Annotated in this window: 20 protein-coding genes; 6 read left to right on the forward strand and 14 right to left on the reverse strand. The window is 69.9% G+C overall.

Translation table 11 applies throughout. The features are described from left to right. Positions 1-420 (reverse strand): cupin domain-containing protein, encoded by a 420-nt coding sequence (locus tag ACZ6O0_RS29300; protein WP_465768211.1) that lies wholly within the window; start codon positions 418-420, stop codon positions 1-3. A 4-nt stretch (positions 421-424) separates the two neighbouring features. Next, positions 425-793 (reverse strand): BlaI/MecI/CopY family transcriptional regulator, encoded by a 369-nt coding sequence (locus ACZ6O0_RS29305; RefSeq protein ID WP_465768212.1) that lies wholly within the window; start codon positions 791-793, stop codon positions 425-427. A gap of 142 nt (positions 794-935) precedes the next feature. On the opposite strand from ACZ6O0_RS29305, the gene ACZ6O0_RS29310 reads away from it, so the two are divergent. Next, a complete protein-coding gene (locus ACZ6O0_RS29310; protein ID WP_465768213.1) occupies positions 936-1,514 on the forward strand; it encodes a hypothetical protein in 579 nt (192 codons plus the stop codon). On the opposite strand, the gene ACZ6O0_RS29315 is transcribed toward ACZ6O0_RS29310, so the two are convergent. The 3 genes from ACZ6O0_RS29315 to ACZ6O0_RS29325 are packed head-to-tail and all read right to left on the reverse strand — an operon-like array spanning position 1,508 to position 4,381. Continuing rightward, positions 1,508-2,485, reverse strand: a complete 978-nt coding sequence (locus ACZ6O0_RS29315) for an AAA family ATPase (RefSeq protein ID WP_465768214.1) — start codon at positions 2,483-2,485, stop codon at positions 1,508-1,510. The genes ACZ6O0_RS29310 and ACZ6O0_RS29315 overlap by 7 nt on opposite strands. A gap of 3 nt (positions 2,486-2,488) precedes the next feature. After that, complete coding sequence (locus tag ACZ6O0_RS29320) at positions 2,489-2,914, reverse strand: ribulose bisphosphate carboxylase small subunit (RefSeq protein WP_465768215.1); 426 nt, start codon at positions 2,912-2,914, stop codon at positions 2,489-2,491. An 18-nt stretch (positions 2,915-2,932) separates the two neighbouring features. Further along, the gene (locus ACZ6O0_RS29325) at positions 2,933-4,381 is read right to left on the reverse strand and encodes a form I ribulose bisphosphate carboxylase large subunit (protein WP_465768216.1); all 1,449 of its coding nucleotides are present in this window, start codon (positions 4,379-4,381) and stop codon (positions 2,933-2,935) included. A gap of 99 nt (positions 4,382-4,480) precedes the next feature. Between ACZ6O0_RS29325 and ACZ6O0_RS29330 the strand changes: the two genes are divergently transcribed. After that, on the forward strand, positions 4,481-5,380 hold the full coding sequence (locus ACZ6O0_RS29330; RefSeq protein WP_465768217.1) for a LysR family transcriptional regulator: 900 nt from the start codon (positions 4,481-4,483) through the stop codon (positions 5,378-5,380). A gap of 35 nt (positions 5,381-5,415) precedes the next feature. Next, on the forward strand, positions 5,416-6,411 hold the full coding sequence (locus tag ACZ6O0_RS29335) for a class I fructose-bisphosphate aldolase (RefSeq protein ID WP_465768218.1): 996 nt from the start codon (positions 5,416-5,418) through the stop codon (positions 6,409-6,411). On the opposite strand, the gene ACZ6O0_RS29340 is transcribed toward ACZ6O0_RS29335, so the two are convergent. Further along, a complete protein-coding gene (locus tag ACZ6O0_RS29340) occupies positions 6,412-7,563 on the reverse strand; it encodes a GAF domain-containing sensor histidine kinase (protein WP_465768219.1) in 1,152 nt (383 codons plus the stop codon). After that, positions 7,560-8,216 (reverse strand): response regulator, encoded by a 657-nt coding sequence (locus tag ACZ6O0_RS29345; protein ID WP_465768220.1) that lies wholly within the window; start codon positions 8,214-8,216, stop codon positions 7,560-7,562. The genes ACZ6O0_RS29340 and ACZ6O0_RS29345 overlap by 4 nt, the downstream gene beginning before the upstream one ends. A 136-nt stretch (positions 8,217-8,352) precedes the next feature. Between ACZ6O0_RS29345 and rpe the strand changes: the two genes are divergently transcribed. Genes rpe through ACZ6O0_RS29360 form a run of 3 tightly spaced genes read left to right on the forward strand, consistent with a single transcriptional unit; the run spans position 8,353 to position 11,662 of the window. Beyond that, a complete protein-coding gene (gene rpe, locus ACZ6O0_RS29350; RefSeq protein WP_465768221.1) occupies positions 8,353-9,063 on the forward strand; it encodes a ribulose-phosphate 3-epimerase in 711 nt (236 codons plus the stop codon). Further along, positions 9,063-10,973 carry a transketolase gene (gene tkt / locus ACZ6O0_RS29355; protein ID WP_465768222.1) on the forward strand — a complete coding sequence of 637 codons (1,911 nt, stop codon included), beginning with the start codon at positions 9,063-9,065 and terminating at the stop codon, positions 10,971-10,973. Before rpe ends, tkt begins: the two co-directional genes overlap by 1 nt. Beyond that, a complete protein-coding gene (locus tag ACZ6O0_RS29360; protein WP_465768223.1) occupies positions 10,970-11,662 on the forward strand; it encodes an HAD family hydrolase in 693 nt (230 codons plus the stop codon). The genes tkt and ACZ6O0_RS29360 overlap by 4 nt, the downstream gene beginning before the upstream one ends. 61 nt (positions 11,663-11,723) lie before the next feature. Here ACZ6O0_RS29360 and ACZ6O0_RS29365 read toward each other — a convergent pair whose 3' ends face one another. The 7 genes from ACZ6O0_RS29365 to nthB form a co-directional block, all read right to left on the reverse strand. Beyond that, the gene (locus ACZ6O0_RS29365; protein ID WP_360368282.1) at positions 11,724-12,212 is read right to left on the reverse strand and encodes an MSMEG_0572/Sll0783 family nitrogen starvation response protein; all 489 of its coding nucleotides are present in this window, start codon (positions 12,210-12,212) and stop codon (positions 11,724-11,726) included. Between the two features lie 72 nt (positions 12,213-12,284). Continuing rightward, complete coding sequence (locus tag ACZ6O0_RS29370; protein WP_465768224.1) at positions 12,285-12,542, reverse strand: hypothetical protein; 258 nt, start codon at positions 12,540-12,542, stop codon at positions 12,285-12,287. 10 nt (positions 12,543-12,552) lie between these two features. Then, positions 12,553-13,875, reverse strand: coding sequence for an FAD-dependent oxidoreductase (locus tag ACZ6O0_RS29375; RefSeq protein ID WP_465768225.1), 1,323 nt, complete (start codon positions 13,873-13,875; stop codon positions 12,553-12,555). Then, the gene (locus ACZ6O0_RS29380) at positions 13,872-14,330 is read right to left on the reverse strand and encodes an OsmC family protein (RefSeq protein WP_465768226.1); all 459 of its coding nucleotides are present in this window, start codon (positions 14,328-14,330) and stop codon (positions 13,872-13,874) included. The genes ACZ6O0_RS29375 and ACZ6O0_RS29380 overlap by 4 nt, the downstream gene beginning before the upstream one ends. Then, positions 14,311-14,685 carry a nitrile hydratase accessory protein gene (locus ACZ6O0_RS29385; RefSeq protein WP_465768227.1) on the reverse strand — a complete coding sequence of 125 codons (375 nt, stop codon included), beginning with the start codon at positions 14,683-14,685 and terminating at the stop codon, positions 14,311-14,313. Before ACZ6O0_RS29385 ends, ACZ6O0_RS29380 begins: the two co-directional genes overlap by 20 nt. Then, positions 14,682-15,284, reverse strand: a complete 603-nt coding sequence (gene nthA / locus ACZ6O0_RS29390; RefSeq protein WP_465768228.1) for a nitrile hydratase subunit alpha — start codon at positions 15,282-15,284, stop codon at positions 14,682-14,684. The genes ACZ6O0_RS29385 and nthA overlap by 4 nt, the downstream gene beginning before the upstream one ends. Further along, entirely contained in the window at positions 15,281-15,943 is a 663-nt protein-coding gene (gene nthB, locus ACZ6O0_RS29395) for a nitrile hydratase subunit beta (RefSeq protein WP_465768229.1), read from the reverse strand. The genes nthA and nthB overlap by 4 nt, the downstream gene beginning before the upstream one ends. Positions 15,944-16,064: the final 121 nt, after the last annotated feature.

The raw sequence follows: 16,064 nt of genomic DNA on the forward strand, positions 1-16,064 counted from the left end.
TCAGAGCATGGTGAAGTCGGCGAAGTCGAAGCCCGGCGACACCACGCACGACACCAGCACCGCCTGATCCCCGGCCGGTCGCGCCGCCTGCCAGGCACCGGCCGGGATCACCACCTGGGGTTGCTGCCCCGCGCCCACGTCCGGCCCGAGGGTGACCACGACGGCTTGTTCCGGCGTCTCGCCGTACTGCAACGCGAGCGGCCCGCCGGAATGCCACAGCCAGATCTCCGCGGACCGCACGCGATGCCACTGCGACTCCTCCCCCGGTCCGAGCAGGAAGTAGATCGCGGTCGCGCTGGCCCGGACCCCGCCGTACCCCTCCGGCTCGAACTCGACGCCCGACCGCCACGTCTCGCGGTACCACCCACCTTCGGGATGCGGCTCGAGCCCCAGCAACTCCGCCACCTCAGGCTTGTCCATGGGCTCATTGTCGCGTGAGTAGGGCTCGCAGTAGGGCGGCGTCGGCGGCATCCAGCGACGCGACGAAGCGGCGGAGCACCTCGGTCCGATCCGATCCCCAGCCCAGTGCGGCATGCATCCGCTCCGCCGCCAGCTCGGCCGCGTTCTTGGTGGCGCGATACCGAGCGCGGCAGCCGGTGGGAACCCGGGCGACCAGTCGCTTCCGGCCGAGCCGGACCAGGATCGTGTGCACGGTGTTGTAGGCCAGATCGCCGGCCATCGCGGCCTGCACCTCGACCGGGGACAGCGGTCCGTCGGCGGCCCACAACGCGGCGAGTACGGCGCTTTCGAGCTCGCCGGCGCCGCGTCGCGAGGAGCCGATCCGGGTGTCCACCACCTAGTTCTACGCGGGTGTCCAGCACCGTCCCTGACCCTCAGGGGTGAGCCGGCGGGTGAGCCGAAGATCAGCCTTGTGCGCTTGTGAATCGACCCGGAGACTCGGAGCTCCCAGCCCCGAACTCGCGAGGTGGTCCCCGATGCGAACCCTCTTGAGCGAAGTCGAAGAACGCCACGCTGCCTTGCTGACTCTGCTGCAGACAGCCGTCCACCGCGGAGCGCCGGCCCAGCCCGGTGACGCGCGGATGAACACCGACCGGTTCCTCGCCCAAGCGAGCCGCCACACCGCCGCGACGACCCGGGTCCTGCTGCCGTCGGTCGCGCAGCACGTGCCGACCGGACGGGCCGAGGTTCGCGACCACCTGCACGCGATCCGACGCCTGGAACACACGCTGGTGAAGGCGAAGGCGAAGGAGTACGGCCAGGCCCAGACCGTCCAGGTTCCCTGGGCCTCGGTCTGGGGCGGCGTCCACAACCACCTCGCCCGGACCATCGCCGCCGAGCGGCGGCTCGCCGCGATGCTCGGCGAGCACCTCGACTCCGACGACGAGGCTCGCGTGCGGGAAAGGTTCACGCGAGCCGTCGCCGCCGCGCCGACGCGTCCCCACCCGCACCTGCCCCACACCGGCTTTCCCGGCCACGTCGCACGGACGCTGTGCGCGAAGCTGGACGCGCTGTGGGACGAGGTGGAGGGCAGGGTCACGTCGGTGGCCTACTGAGACTCGGCCTGCTCCGCCAGGAACACGCTGCTGCCGTAGATGTCGTCGGCCGTCAGCGTGACGAGATCCTCCTTGCGCAACGGGCGGCGCAGCTCGACCAGCCGCCGGGCCTGGCGGAGCCGGGACCGCTCGATCGCGTTGCGCACACTGCGTGCGTTGGAGAACCGCGGCCGCCGCATCCGGCGGGTCAGGTACTCCGAGAACGCGGCGTGCGCGGCGTCGTCGAAGCGGAAGTTCTCCGACGTCAGCATCAGGTCGGCGATCTGCACCAGCTCGGCGTGGCTGTAGTCCTCGAAGGCGATGTGGTGCGGCACTCGCGAGCTCAGGCCGGGGTTCGCCGAGAAGAACGTCGCCATCCGGTCCGGGTAGCCGGCGAAGATCACCACCAGGTCGCCGCGCTCGTTCTCCATCTCGGTCAGCAGGATCTCGATCACCTCCTGCCCGTAGTCGCGTTCGTTGTCGGGCCGGAACAGGTAGTACGCCTCGTCGATGAACAGCACCCCACCGGCCGCCCGCGCGATCGCCTCCTTGGTCTTCGGCGCGGTGTGGCCGATGAACTGGCCGACCAGATCGTCCCGGGTGACCGTGTGCACCCGCGGCGCGCGGATGTACCCGAGCGCGTGCAGGATCGCGGCCATCCGGAGCGCCACCGTCGTCTTCCCGGTCCCGGGACCGCCGGTGAAGCTCATGTGCAGCGTCGGCCGCGACGACGTCAGCCCGAACTGGCCACGCGCCCGGTCGACCAGGAGAAGCGAAGCGATCTCGCGGACCCGGCGCTTGACCGAGGCGAGACCGACCAGCTCCGCGTCGATCCCGGCCAGGGTCTCCTCGACCCTGGCCACGGCCTCGTCGACCGAGAGATCGAGCTCGGCATCGTCCGCCAGCACCACCGGCTCCGCGGCCTCGTCGGGCACCGCCGCGGCGGTGCCTGCGGCCGGACGCGGAAAACCGAAGCCTGTCGGGGTTTCCATCGGTTATCCGTCCTCGTAGCGAGCTCCGGCCGGCCGCGCGGTGGCGTACGGCGACAGGGCGTAGCGCTGGGTCCGGTCCGGGCCTTCGACCCGGGCGAGCAGGAAGCCGGGCTCGTCGGCGGGCCGCTGCACCAGGAAGTGCATCGCGGTGGTCTGCCGGCCGAGGCTGGCGTCGTACGCGAGCACCCGGACGTAGTGGTTCGGGTACGTGGCCCGGCACTCGTTGATCTGGGCAAGGACCCCGTCGGGCTCGAGGAGGTCGAACAGCGGCAGACCCCACATCTCCCAATACACGTTGCGTGGGTGCGGGTCGTCGGTGTATTCGACAGAGACCGGCCAGCCGTTCCGCAGCGCGTAGCGGATCTGGTCGGCGATCTCGTCGTCGGTGAGGTCGGGCAGGTAGGAGAAGGTCCCGTGACGCAGTTGCATGATCGTGCTCCTCGGGGATTAGACGGAGGCCGTCGCGGTCGGGACGACGTCGGGGGCGTCCGTGCTCGTGTAGTCGAAGGTGACGTCGCCCCAGGTGGACAGCGCGGCCTCGAGCGGAGCGCAGGACTTGGCGGCGACCCGCAGGACGTCGGGTCCTTCGCGAAGCAGGTCGCGGCCCTCGTTGCGCGCCTTGACCATGGCCTCCAGTGCAACCCGGTTGGCCTCGGCACCGGCCGCGATCCCGAACGGGTGACCGATGGTGCCGCCGCCGAACTGCAGGATGACGTCGTCGCGGAACAGGTCGAGCAGTTGGTGCATCTGGCCGGCGTGGATACCACCAGACGCGACCGGGAGTACTCCAGGCATCGAGGCCCAGTCCTGGTCGAAGAAGATCCCGTTCCCGAGGTTGGCCGGCACGTGGTCGTCCCGCAGCGTGTCGTAGAACCCGCGAGTGGTGGCCGGGTCGCCCTCGAGCTTGCCGACCACGGTTCCGGCGTGGATGTGGTCGACTCCCATCAGCCGGCACCACTTCGCGATCACCCGGAAGCTCACGCCGTGCGTCTTCTGCCGGGTGTACGTCGAGTGCCCGGCCCGGTGCAGGTGCAGGAGTACGCCGTTCTGCCGGGCCCACAGCGCCATCGACTGGATCGCGGTGTAGCCGATGGTCAGGTCGATCATCACGACGACACTGCCCAGCTCCTTGGCCAGCTCGGCCCGGTTGTACATCTCCTCCATCGTCCCGGCGGTCACGTTCAGGTAGTGGCCCTTGATCTCACCGGTCTCGGCCACCGCCTTGTTCACGCCCTCCATCGCGTAGAGGAAGCGGTCCCGCCAGCGCATGAACGGCTGCGAGTTGATGTTCTCGTCGTCCTTGGTGAAGTCCAGGCCGCCGCGGCAGGCCTCGTAGACGACCCGCCCGTAGTTGCGGGCGGACAGGCCGAGCTTCGGCTTGATGGTTGCTCCGAGCAACGGACGCCCGTACTTGTTGAGCATCTCGCGTTCCATCACGATGCCGTGCGCCGGGCCCTGGAAGGTCTTGATGTACGCGACCGGGATGCGCAGGTCCTCCAGCCGCAAGGCCTTCAGCGGCTTGAAGCCGAACACGTTGCCGATGATCGAGGAGGTCAGGTTGGCGATCGAACCCTCTTCGAACAGGTCGATGTCGTAGGCGATGTAGGCGAAGTACTCACCCGGCCGGCCGGGCACCGGGTCAACCTTGTAGGCCTTGGCCTGGTAGTGCGTGTTCGCGGTCAGCCGGTCGGTCCAGACGACCGTCCAGGTCGCGGTCGAGGACTCGCCGGCCACGGCGGCCGCGGCCTCGATCGGCTCGACGCCGTCCTGCGGTGACACCCGGAAGACCGCGAGGACATCGGTGTCCTTGGGGACGTAGTCGGGGTTCCAGTAGCCCATACCGGCGTAGCTCTGGACGCCCGGATCCCAGCGTTCCTTGGTCTCGCTCGTGCTCATCGGCCGCTCCTTCCAGCGATTCGAGTCACCAGCGTGCACCGAGCGATACATCAACTACAATTGAAACTTCTCCGCTGATCATTAAGCGATAGGTGCACAATGAGTCTTCCGGTGGCAGCGACGTGGGGACGGTTGCAGACCTTCCTCGCGGTGTACGAGAGCGGCAGCATCCGCTCGGCCGCCGAGACCCTGCACGTCACGCCACCGGCGGTCTCGGCCGCGATCGCCGCGCTGGAGACGGCGCTGGGCACGGCCTTGTTCAGCAAGTCCGGCCGGGGCATCGTCGCGACGGACGCCGGCGAGACCTTCGCGACGTACGTGCGCAAGCTGCTGGGACTGCTCGCCGAAGCGGCCGGCGCCGTGCACGACGCCGATCGTGGCCGGCTGCGGATCGGGGCGGTGGCGACCGCGAGCGAGTATGTCCTGCCCCGGTTGATGGCTTCGTTCGCCGACGAGCATCCGCAGGTCGAGTTGTCGTTGTCGGTCCTCCCCCGCGACGAGCTCTTCGCGCTCGCCCGGGACCATGGCGTCGACGTCGTTCTGGCCGGACGTCCGCCGCGCGGATCGGGCCTGGTCACGCGCGCCCGCAGGGCCAACCAGCTGGTGCTCGTCGGCCGGCCCGGCCGCGACGACGACCCGCTCACCATGACCTGGTTGCTCACCGGCCAGGGCTCGGGTACGCGCGACACCACGCTGTCGTTGCTGACCCGGCTGCAGGCGGCGCCACCCCTGCTCACCCTCGGGACGTCAGGGGCAGCGGTTGCCGCGGCACGGCAGGGGCTCGGGCTGACGTTGGTCCACGAGGAGGCCGTGCTCGGTCAGCTCGACGCCGGCGATCTCGCGCGGTACGCCGTACCCGGGACGCCGGTGGATCGGCCGTGGCACCTGTGCACGACCGCGGATCCCACCGCGGCGAGCCGGCTGTTCCTGCGGCACGTCTGCGATCCCGACCGGGTCGGTACGGCGGCGTTTCACACCCGGTCTCGCCCACAGGGGTGAGTACGGCGCCGCCCGGCGTACGCATGCTGGCCTGCATGACCACGACTCTGCGCACCGACGCCCCCACCCTGACCGAGACCGCTCGTCGGATGACCCACGCCGGTCGCGGCATCCTGGCCGCCGACGAATCCATCAGGACCATGTCGTCCCGGCTGGAACAGGAAGGCATCCCGTCGAGCGAGACCGCCCGACGGGACTACCGCGAGCTGCTGATCACCGCCGAAGGGCTCTCGGAGTGGGTGAGCGGGGTGATCTGGTGCGACGAGACGTTCGGGCAGGACCTCAGCGACGGCCGCCCGTTCCCGCAGGCCGCGCACGAGCTGGGCATCCTGCCCGGCATCAAGGTCGACACCGGGACGAGCAAGCTGCCGGGTGGCGGCGGCGCGTTGATCACCGAGGGCCTCGACGGTCTCGGTGACCGGCTCGCGTCGTACGCCGAGCGCGGGGCGGCGTTCGCGAAGTGGCGTGCTGTCTTCGACGTCGCCACGATCACGCCGTACTCGGCCCGGGCCAACGGTCACGCCCTCGCCCGGTACGCCGCTCTCTGCCAGCAGCACGGCATCGTGCCGATCGTCGAACCGGAGGTCCTGTGCACCGGTGACCACGACTTGGGCGCGTCCGCCCAGGCCTCGAGCCTGGCGCTGCGCAGCCTCTTCGACGAGCTCGTGCAGGCCGGCGTCGACCTGTCCGGCATCGTGCTCAAGCCGAACTTCGTCACCCCGGGCCTCGACGCGTCACCGGCGACCGCCGGAACCGTGGCCGCCGCGACCTTCGGCGTCCTGTCCGACTCGGTGCCCGCGGACGTGGCCGGCATCGCGTTCCTCTCCGGAGGTCAGCCGACAGCGGATGTCTGCGAGTCGCTCCGCGAACTGCACCGGATCGGCGACCGCGCCTGGCCGGTCACCTTCTCCTTCGGGCGTGCGCTGGTGAGTGAAGCCCTGAGCACGTGGGGTGGCGACGTCCGGAACGTGCCCAGCGCCCAGCAGGTCCTGGTGCACAACTGCCGTCAGGCCGGCCAGGCGATCCGCTGATCAGAACGGCAGCTCGACCAGCACCGTCGTACCCCGATCAGGGACCGACTCGATCCGCAGCGAGGCTTCGATCAGTGCACAGCGTTCCGCGATCGAGCTGAGCCCGAAGTGCTGCGCGCCGTCCGCGTCACCGGCGCGGACGGTCCGCCGTTCCGCGGGGTCGAACCCTTTGCCGTCGTCGGCGCAGCCGAGCACGATCGAGTCGCCGACGCGTCGCAGCGACAGCACGACGCGATCGGCCTCGGCGTGCTTGACCGCGTTGGCCAGCGCCTCCTGGGCGATCCGGTAGAGCGCGGCGGCAACGTGGTCGGGGATGTCGTCCAACGCGGCGGAGGGATCGACCAGAAGATCGATCGACGGCGCACTCTCGCCGTTGGCGGCGGTCTGCACCAGCGACTCCATCGCCGCGACCAACCCGAGGTCGTCCAGGACGAGGCTGTGCAGGCCGGAGATCGCGGCCCGCGTCTGGTGGTAGGCCAGATCGGCCAGCTCCCGGGCGCTGACGAGCTCGGCCCGGGCCCGGTTGACTTCGTCATCCGCCGCGGCGTCGCGCGCCGCCAGCTCGGAGACGGTCAGGTCCGCGGCCGAGAGGTGGAAGGCCATCGACGCCAGGGCGGTCGTCACGCCGTCGTGCAGATCGAAGGCGATCCGCCGGCGCTCGGCCTCCTGGGCCGAGATCGCCTGCTTGATCAGACGATCGCGTTCGGTCCGGTGCCGGTTCACCGCGAACCACAGCTGTTCGGCGTGCAGGCGAAGCCCGAGCATCGCGGCGTACGGCTCGGCGCGGGCGAGGTCGTCGGGACCGAACGGCGTACGCGGACTGCGATGCGCGGCCAGGACACCGACGATGCGATCTTCCAGGCCGCGCAGCGGCAAGCACATCCGGGTGACTGTCTGCCGGGGCTCGAGGCGCAGCAACTGGCGGTGCAAGGCGTTGCGTGGCGAGTCGGACGCGAGGATGACCGGCGTGCCGTTCCGAGCCACCAACCCGGTCACCCCGAACCCCACCGGCATGCTCAAGGCCGCGGTCGACGGGTGCGGCGGCCACAGGTCGGCGACTGTCAGCTCCCGGCCGTCACTGGCGAGCAGGAGCACGCCATCGGCCTCGAGGATCTGGGCAAGCTCTTCTGCGGTGGGCGCGGCGCCGGTCAACGGAACAGACCCTCGCGGAGCGCGACGGCGATGGCACCGCTGCGGTCGGAGACACCGAGCTTGCGATACAGGCCTCGGATGTGGGTCTTCACGGTGTCCTCGCTGACGACGAGCTTGCTCGCGACGCCCTTGTTGGAGTGCCCGGAGACGAGCAGCTCCAGCACCTCCGACTCGCGCTGGGTGAGCCCGAGGTGCGCGCCCGGCCAGAACTCCCCCGCGCTGAGCCGGGCCGCGGACAGTGCCACCCGTCCCGCCAGCGCATGGTCGATGACGGTCTCGCCGTCACGCACCCGGCGCAGATGTGCCACCAGCTCCTGGCCGTCGATCCGCTTGAGAATGTAGCCCGAGGCACCGACCCGCAAGGCCTGGAACAGATAGTGCTCGTCGTCGTACACCGTCAGCAGCACGACCTTGGTCTCCGGGTACTGCGAGGTGATCTGGCGGCACAGGTCGAGGCCGCTCTCCTTCCCGATCCGTACGTCGCACAGCACGACATCGGGACGCTCCTCGGCCACGAGGGTCAGCGCCGCCCCGGCCGTCGTCGCCTGTCCGGTGATCACTACCTCGTCGGCGAAATGCCCCAGCATCGCGACCAGGCCGTGCAGCACCATCTCGTGGTCGTCGACGAGGACCAGTCGCAGCGGGGTCGGCATAGGCCAAGAGTAAGCGGACAACGACCGGATTCCTCGCGTTCACAGGGGATTTCACCCACTCGTCCACCCAGCCGGGTGAGTGCGCGTCCGGCGCGACGCGGTGGGCTGGAAGTCTCCGACCAGGAAGGCCGCACCCATGTCCGAACCCACCCCGCGCGTTCCCCCGCCGCTCATCGTCCCCTCGGTCCTGCCCGCGGACTTCGCTCGTCTCGGCGACGAGATCCGCGCGCTGTGTGACGCGGGCGTCGACCGGATCCAGTGGGACGTGATGGACGGGGTGTTCGTCCCGAACCTCACCTTCGGGCCCGACGTCATCGCCGCCGCCCAGCCGCACAGCCAGGTCGCGTTCGAGGCGCATCTGATGGTGGTGGAGCCCGACGCACTGCTGCCCCGGTACGTCGAGGCGGGATGTGAGCTGATCATCGTCCACGCCGAGGCCTGCACCCATCTCCACCGGACCCTGGGCCGGATCCGCGATCTCGGCGTACGCAGCGGGGTCGCGCTGAACCCGCACACGCCGGCCGGTGTGGTGGAGCACGTGCTGTCGGAGACCGATCTGGTCCTGGCGATGACCGTCAACCCCGGCTTCGGCGGTCAGGCCTACATCCCGGCGGTGGAGAAGAAGGTGGCGCGGCTGCGGCGGATGATCGACGAGTCCGGTCTGTCGATCGAGCTCGAGGTGGACGGCGGAATCACCGACGCGACCATCACGGGAGCGGCCGCGGCCGGCGCGGACGTCTTCATCTCCGGCTCATGGATGTACGCCCACGCCGATGGGAAGGCAGCGGCCGTCCGGCAGCTGCGCACGGCCGCGGCGAACGCCGCCCGGAACGAGGAGGCCGCCTGATGACCGATCTGCTGCAGCGGTCGGCGACGCCGTCCGTCGAGACCGACCGGCTGGCCGTCGACACCTTGCGCTTCCTCGCCGTCGACATGGTGCAGGCGGCCAACTCGGGGCACCCCGGGATGCCGATGGGCGCCGCACCGATGGCGTGGGCGCTGTGGAGCCGGCACCTGCGCCACGATCCCGCGGCGCCGGACTGGGCCGACCGCGACCGCTTCGTGCTCTCAGCCGGACATGGATCCGCGCTGCTCTACGGGCTGCTGCACATCTTCGGCTACGACCTGCCCGAGGCCGAGCTGCGCGGATTCCGGCAGCTCGGGTCACGTACGCCCGGACACCCCGAGTTCGGCCACACGGCCGGCGTCGAGTGCACGACGGGTCCTCTCGGGCAAGGGCTGGGGATGGCCGTCGGGATGGCGCTCGCGGAGCGGATGGCGCACGCGCGCTACCCGGAGGTCACCGACCACCACACCTACGCGATCGTCGGCGACGGCTGTCTGATGGAGGGCATCAGCCACGAGGCGGCCTCGCTGGCCGGGCACCTCGGTCTGGGTCGGCTGGTCGTGCTCTGGGACGACAACTCGATCACCATCGACGGCGCGGTCGACCGCTCGTCCAGCGACGACCAGATCGCCCGGTTCGCGGCGTACGGCTGGCACACGCAAGATGTTGCCGATGGCACCGATGTCGATGCCGTCGACGCCGCGATCGCGCGCGCGAAGGCGGACCCGCGTCCCAGCCTGATCGCCGTCCGGACGATGATCGGCCACGGCGCACCAGGCGTCGCGGGTACGTCGAAAGCTCACGGCTCCCCGCTCGGGGAGGAGCTGGCCGCGGAGGCCAAGCAGCTGGCCGGCTGGGAGCATCCGCCCTTCAGCGTGCCGGAGCCGGTACGCGCGGCCTGCAAAGAGCTGGCCGAGTCCGGCGCGCGCGAACACGCTGCCTGGAAGGCGACTGTCGCCAACCTCGAGGCCGAGCGGGCGGCGGAGTTCCACCGCAGTCTCGATCGCCAACTGCCGGACGGCCTCAGGGACGCGCTGCTCACGGTGCCCGGTGAGAAGCCCCGGGCCACGCGGCAGTCGTCCCAGGCTTGTCTGAAGGCTGTGACGGAACTGATGCCCGAGCTCATCGGCGGATCGGCCGACTTGGAGGGTTCCACGGGGACCGCGACCGGCAGTGCTGTGGTGACGCGCAACGACTACTCGGGATCCACGATCGCCTTCGGGATCAGGGAGTTCGGCATGGCCGCGGTCATGAACGGGCTGAGCCTGCACGGTGGGTTCCGGGTCTACGGCAGTACGTTCCTGGCCTTCGCCGACTACCTACGGCCCGCGCTCCGGCTGGCCGCCCTGATGCGGCAGCCGGTCGTCTACGTGCTGACCCACGACTCGATCGCCGTCGGCGAGGACGGTCCTACCCACCAGCCCGTCGAGCAGATCGAGTCGTTGCGAGTGATCCCCGGACTGCAGGTACTGCGTCCCGCCAACGACGCCGAGACGGCCGAGGCCTGGCGACTCGCCCTCGAGCGGACCGACGGGCCGACGGCGTTGATCCTGTCCCGCCAGACACTGCCTCAGACGGCGACCGTTGCCGACCGCAACTCGAGCGTCAAGGTCGAGCTCGTGGCGACCGGGTCCGAGGTCGCGCTGGCCGCCGAGGTGGCGGAGGCTTTGGCCTCCGACGGATACGACGTTCGCGTGGTCTCGGCGATGGATCGGTCGACGTACGTACCGGATTCCGTCGCGTTCACCGTCAGCCTGGAAGCCGGCACCACCGTGGGCTGGCGCGGCCTGGTCGATCTCGCGATCGGGATCGACGAGTTCGGCACGTGCGGTCCTGGTGACGAGGTCATGGCCCACCACGGGTTCACCGCCGCCGCGGTGCTTGCCCGGATCCACGAGCACCTGCGGTGAACCGCTTGGCCGCGGTCGTGTTCGACGTCGACGGCACGCTGGTCGACAGCGAACGCGACGGCCACCGGGTCGCCTTCAACACCGCCTTCGAGGAGGCGGGACTGCCGGATCGCTGGGACATCACGACGTACGGCGGGCTGCTGCGGATCACCGGCGGGGTCAGGCGGCTGGCGTTCTGGTTCGAGAACGCCGGCCGGTCCACCGATGAGGCTCAGCGGCTGGCGGAGCGGCTGCATGCCCGCAAGACGGCGATCATGCGGGACCTGATCGCGGCCGGGCAGATCCAGGCCCGGCCAGGGGTCCACCGGCTGCTCGACGAGCTCGACGCGGGCGGCGTACCGATGCATGTGGCAACGACCGGTACGCGCGCCTGGGTCGAGCCGCTGCTCGACCGGGTGTTCGGCCCGCGCTTCCAGACCGTTGTCACCGGCACCGAAGTGCCGGACCTCAAGCCGAGTCCGGCCGCGTACCAGGAGGTGCTGCGGCGGACCGGCTGCCCGGTCGAACGAACCGTGGCGGTGGAGGACTCGCAGAACGGCGTACGCGCGGCTGTCGCGGCCGGACTGCGTTGCGTTGCGGCCCACAACGACTACACCCGGGACGACGACCTCTCGGGCGCCGCACTCGTTGCCGACGGGCTGGACGACCCCGGGTTGGTCGCGTGGTTCCGCCGGCGCCTTCGCCGCTGATCCCCCTGGACATGACGATGCCCCGCAGCCGGCCGGCTGCGGGGCATCGTTCGTGTGCGGCTCAGACCGTCCAGGTCGCGAGCACCAGGGCCTTGTCCCGCCAGGCCTGGATGTTGGCGTCCAGCACGTCGAGCGGGTTGAACGGGGTGACGCCCTTGATCAGGTCGTCCTCACGCATCCCGTACAGGGCACCCATCGCGAACCGGCACGCGTACACCTTCGCCCCCTCGTCGATCAGGGTCCGCAGCTGCTTGTTGTAGCCGAGGTTGCCCGGGAAGCCCTCGTTGCCGACAGCCGGGTAGCCGCGGGCGGCCGAGGCCATCAGGACGCCGGGACCGTAGAGGATGAAGGTGAGGTCGAACCCCTTCCGCTGCAGCCGGGTGGCCGTGAGCATGTTGACCAGGCCGACGGAGCCCTCGAAGGGGACCGTGTGCATGAAGACATACGCCTTGTCGCCTTCGTTGGCCTGGTAGTCGGGGAAGACCTTCTCCTCGACGTTGAACAGGATGTCGCCCTCTTGGGGCGGCTCGATGGTGACCGTCTTCGGCATGATGCTGACTCCTTCGAGGTGTTGACGGTACGGAGCTGGTGGGATGACCTGCGCCCGGTCGGGAACAGGGGTTCAGTGGTCGCCGGGCGGGAGGTACTCCGGCTTCGGCCAGCCCATCCGGTGGCTGCCGGGCATCGCCTGCATGACGGCCCGGCGCAGGCGCCAGGGGAGGAACCGGTAGACGGGCGCGAAGACCTGGCGCCACCACCGGTCCTCGAGTCCGTGCGGGCGGGCCGGCGGATTGGCGTCGTACTTGGCGGCGACGCGGCGTTGCGCGTCCCGCAGCAGGGCGTGCTCGGAGTTCGAGCGGAGCCAGCGGAAGAAGGGCATCTCGGCCGCCTCAGAGCTTCGCGACGAGGGCCTGGGCCGCCATCGCGATGGGTTCGTTCAGGGCACCGATGGCCGGCGAGTAGACGTTCTCCATCGTGGCCAGCGTGTCGATGGTGACGCCGGTGCGAGCCACGATGCCGAGGAAGTCCGCGCGCTCCTTGATCCCCTCGCCGCCGATCATCTGGGCGCCGATCAGCCGCCGGGTCTTGGGGTCCGCGAGCAGCTTGACCTTGATCGGCTTCACGCCCGGGTAGTAGCGGGCCCGGGTGATGCCGTCGGCGACACCGGTCACGAACGGCAGGCCCAGCGCGGTGGCCAGGGTCTCGCCGAACGAGACGCCGCCGATCATCCACTGCCCGGCGAGCATGCCCCACGGCACGTACACCGGGTTGTGCAGGCGGTTGCCACCGGCCGCGTTGATGCCGGCGGTCTTGCCCTGCGCGTAGGCGTGGCTGCCCGACAGTCCTTGCAACGGGACGTTCGAGACCCCGTGCGGGATCTCGGCGCAGTCACCCGCGGCGTAGACGTTCGGGTCGGAGCTGCGCATGTGCGCGTCGACCGCGATTCCACCCGTGCTGCCCAGCTTGATCCCGGCCGACCCGGCCAGCGCGGTGTTGGCCACCTTGTGGCTGCCGATCACGGCCAGCTGGGCCTCGACGTCGCCGAAGGTCGTGCTCACGTGGGTGAGCGTGTTCGTGCCCCGGAAGGCGGTCACATGCTCACCGAACTTGAGCGTGACGCCCGAGTCCTCCCAGTCCTTGCGGACCGGCTCGACGATGTCGGGGTCGATCACGTCGGCCATCGGCCACGGGCCGGGATCGACCAGCGTGACCTTGATCCCGCGGTGCTGCAGGGCCGAGACCATCTCCATCGCGATCGGGCCGGACTCCACCACCACGGCCGACTCGACCGAGTCCAGGTACTTGTCCCACTCCATCGCGGCGCGGATGTTCTTGACGTGGTAGATGCCGCCGAGCTCCGCGCCGGGGATGTTCGGGGTGTCGTAGTTCCAGCCGGTCGCGAGCACGAGCTTGTCGTAGCCCACCTCGCCCTCGCCGGCCACCTTGATGGTCCGCGACCGTGGATCGATGCTCTCGACGGTCGTCTCGTAGTGCACGTCGATGCCCTGGGCAACGTACTGTTCCTTGGTCGCGAGGAACAGCTTCTCGAAGGACTCGATCTCCTTGCCGTGCACGAACGGGATCCCGCACGGGCTGTACGCCACGTCCTCGTACTCGGTGTACACCACGGTCTGCACCGAGGGGTCCTGGCCCTTGGCGGCGCCGGCCACCCCCAACCCGGCGGCACCGCCGCCGATCACAACGATCTTCACGAGAACTCACTTCCGTCAGTAGGGACAGCGGTGCAGGACACCGCCTGGGTGGTCAGCCGGACCCCGGAGCGGAGGGTGTTGGTGACGTAGCAGACCCGCTCGGCCGCCTCGATCAGTCGCTCGATCTCGGCCTCGGGGGCGCCGATCCGGGCCTCGACGTGGACGGCACCGAACTGCAGCCCGTCGTACTCGCCGGTGGCGCGGACGGACAGTTCGGTGAGGTCGATCGAGCGCTTCTTCGCCGCGTAGCTGATCGCCAGCGTGTAGCAGGACGCGACGGACGCCAGGAACAGGTCGGTCGGCTGCGGCCCGAGGTCGGTGCCACCGACTTCCTCGGGCTCGTCGACCTCGATCGTGAAGGACCCGGCCGCGACGGAGCAGTGGTAGCCGCCGTGCCAGACTCCCTCGACACTGCGGCCGGCTACCACCTGGCCGTCAGTGCGTGTGGTCGCCATGGTCCTCGTCATGGTCGTCGTGGCGATGGTCGTGACCGGCGGGCCGGTGACACAGGATGTCGGCGCGGACGTCGATGTCGTCCGCGGACACCACACCGCGCTCGGTCAGCAGTGCTTCGAGCGCGCCGAGCCACCGGTCGTAGTAGCTGTACTCCCCCGGCTCGTCCGCGCGCCGGGAGACCTCGGCGATCAGGTTCGCCTGGAAGTCCTTCCAGGAGAACAGGCCCTGGTCGGCCAGGGCGGCGGCGATCCCGAAGGCCCGGCTCTCCCACGGCTGCTGGAAGACGAGTTCGCCGTTCGAGCGGGGAATCCCGACGACGGTGTCCTCGAGCGTGCCGGTCGCCTCGGTGGTCATGCCGCCACCTCGACCTTGGCGACACCGACCATGGCGTCGCGCGTCACCAGGGCGGCGAGCTCCTCCTCGGACAGCCCCTCGGTGTTGTCCGGGCGGCGCGGCAGGACGAAGTACCGGTTCTCCGCGCTGGAGTCCCAGACCCTGATGCCGACGTCGTCGGGAAGGTCCAGGCCCATCTCCGAGAGCAGCGCCCGCGGGTCCCGGACGGCGCGGGCCCGGTAGGCCGGGTCCTTGTACCAGTTCGGCGGGAGCCCGAGGACGGGCCACGGGTAGCAGGAGCAGAGCGTGCAGACGACGAGGTTGTGCACCTCGTCGGTGTTCTCCACGACCACGATGTGCTCGCCCTGCGGACCGCCGAAGCCGAGCTCCTTGATGGCGCCGGTGCCGTCCTTGAGCAGGCGCTCGCGGTACTCCGGGTCGACCCAGGCCTTGGCCACCACCTTGGCGCCGTTGAGCGGGCCGACGTCGTTGACGTAGCGATTGATGAAGCCGTCGAGCACCTCGGTCTTCACCAGACCACGCTCGGTGAGCAGTTCCTCGAGCGCCTCGGCGCGCAGCGCGGCCGGTGGCCGGTCGACGGAACGGGGATCGGAACTCACTGGCTCTCCTCCAGGTAACTCTCGAAGAGATCGATGAACAGGGTCGAGGACTCGCAGTCCGGCCCCCACAGCTCGGTCGACTCGAAGCGGACGGTGTAGACGTGCTGGGCGTCCTCGCCGGTGAAATGGGCCGTGCTGTCGGGCAGCACGGCGGCGGGACGGCGAGCCTCGACGACACCGGTGCGGCCCCGGACGTACGCGGGCATCCGGGTGTGGCCGGACTTGTACAGGTCACGGACCCGGACCCGCTGACCGGCTTCGAAGGCCGGCTTGTCGTCGATCTGCCGCAGCGAGCCGGGCCCACCGCGCTCGTACGACGGTTTGTGCACCTCGACGTCGGCCGGCTCGGTCACGTCCTCGCCGGCCAGGCGCCGCGCACGGGCCTCCACCGCACCCGGCGCGAGAACGCCGCTGTCGACCAGCAGCAGCTCCGCGGCGGCCAGCCAGCGCCCGTAGTACCCATCGGCGAGGTAGTCCACCGGGTGCAGACGCTCCAGTGCGTGCCGGAACGCGTCCAGGTTGGTCCCGGACGCTCCCATCGAGGCAAGACCGAGCGCGAAGGTCCGGGCGTGCCACTCCTCTTCGAAGACCGGCTCGTCCGGGTCGATCGCGACCGTGCCCCAGCCATGGGTGCCACCCATGTCGTGAATGCCGTCCACCAGCAACTCCTCGGGTCCGGGGGAATGACGGGAAATCTCTTATCCGATAAACTCGTACACTATGGGCGACACGAGCATCCGTCAACCATCGGATATACTGCGTCTACTAAACGCCGATGCG

Source organism: Kribbella sp. NPDC048837, assembly GCF_055586945.1.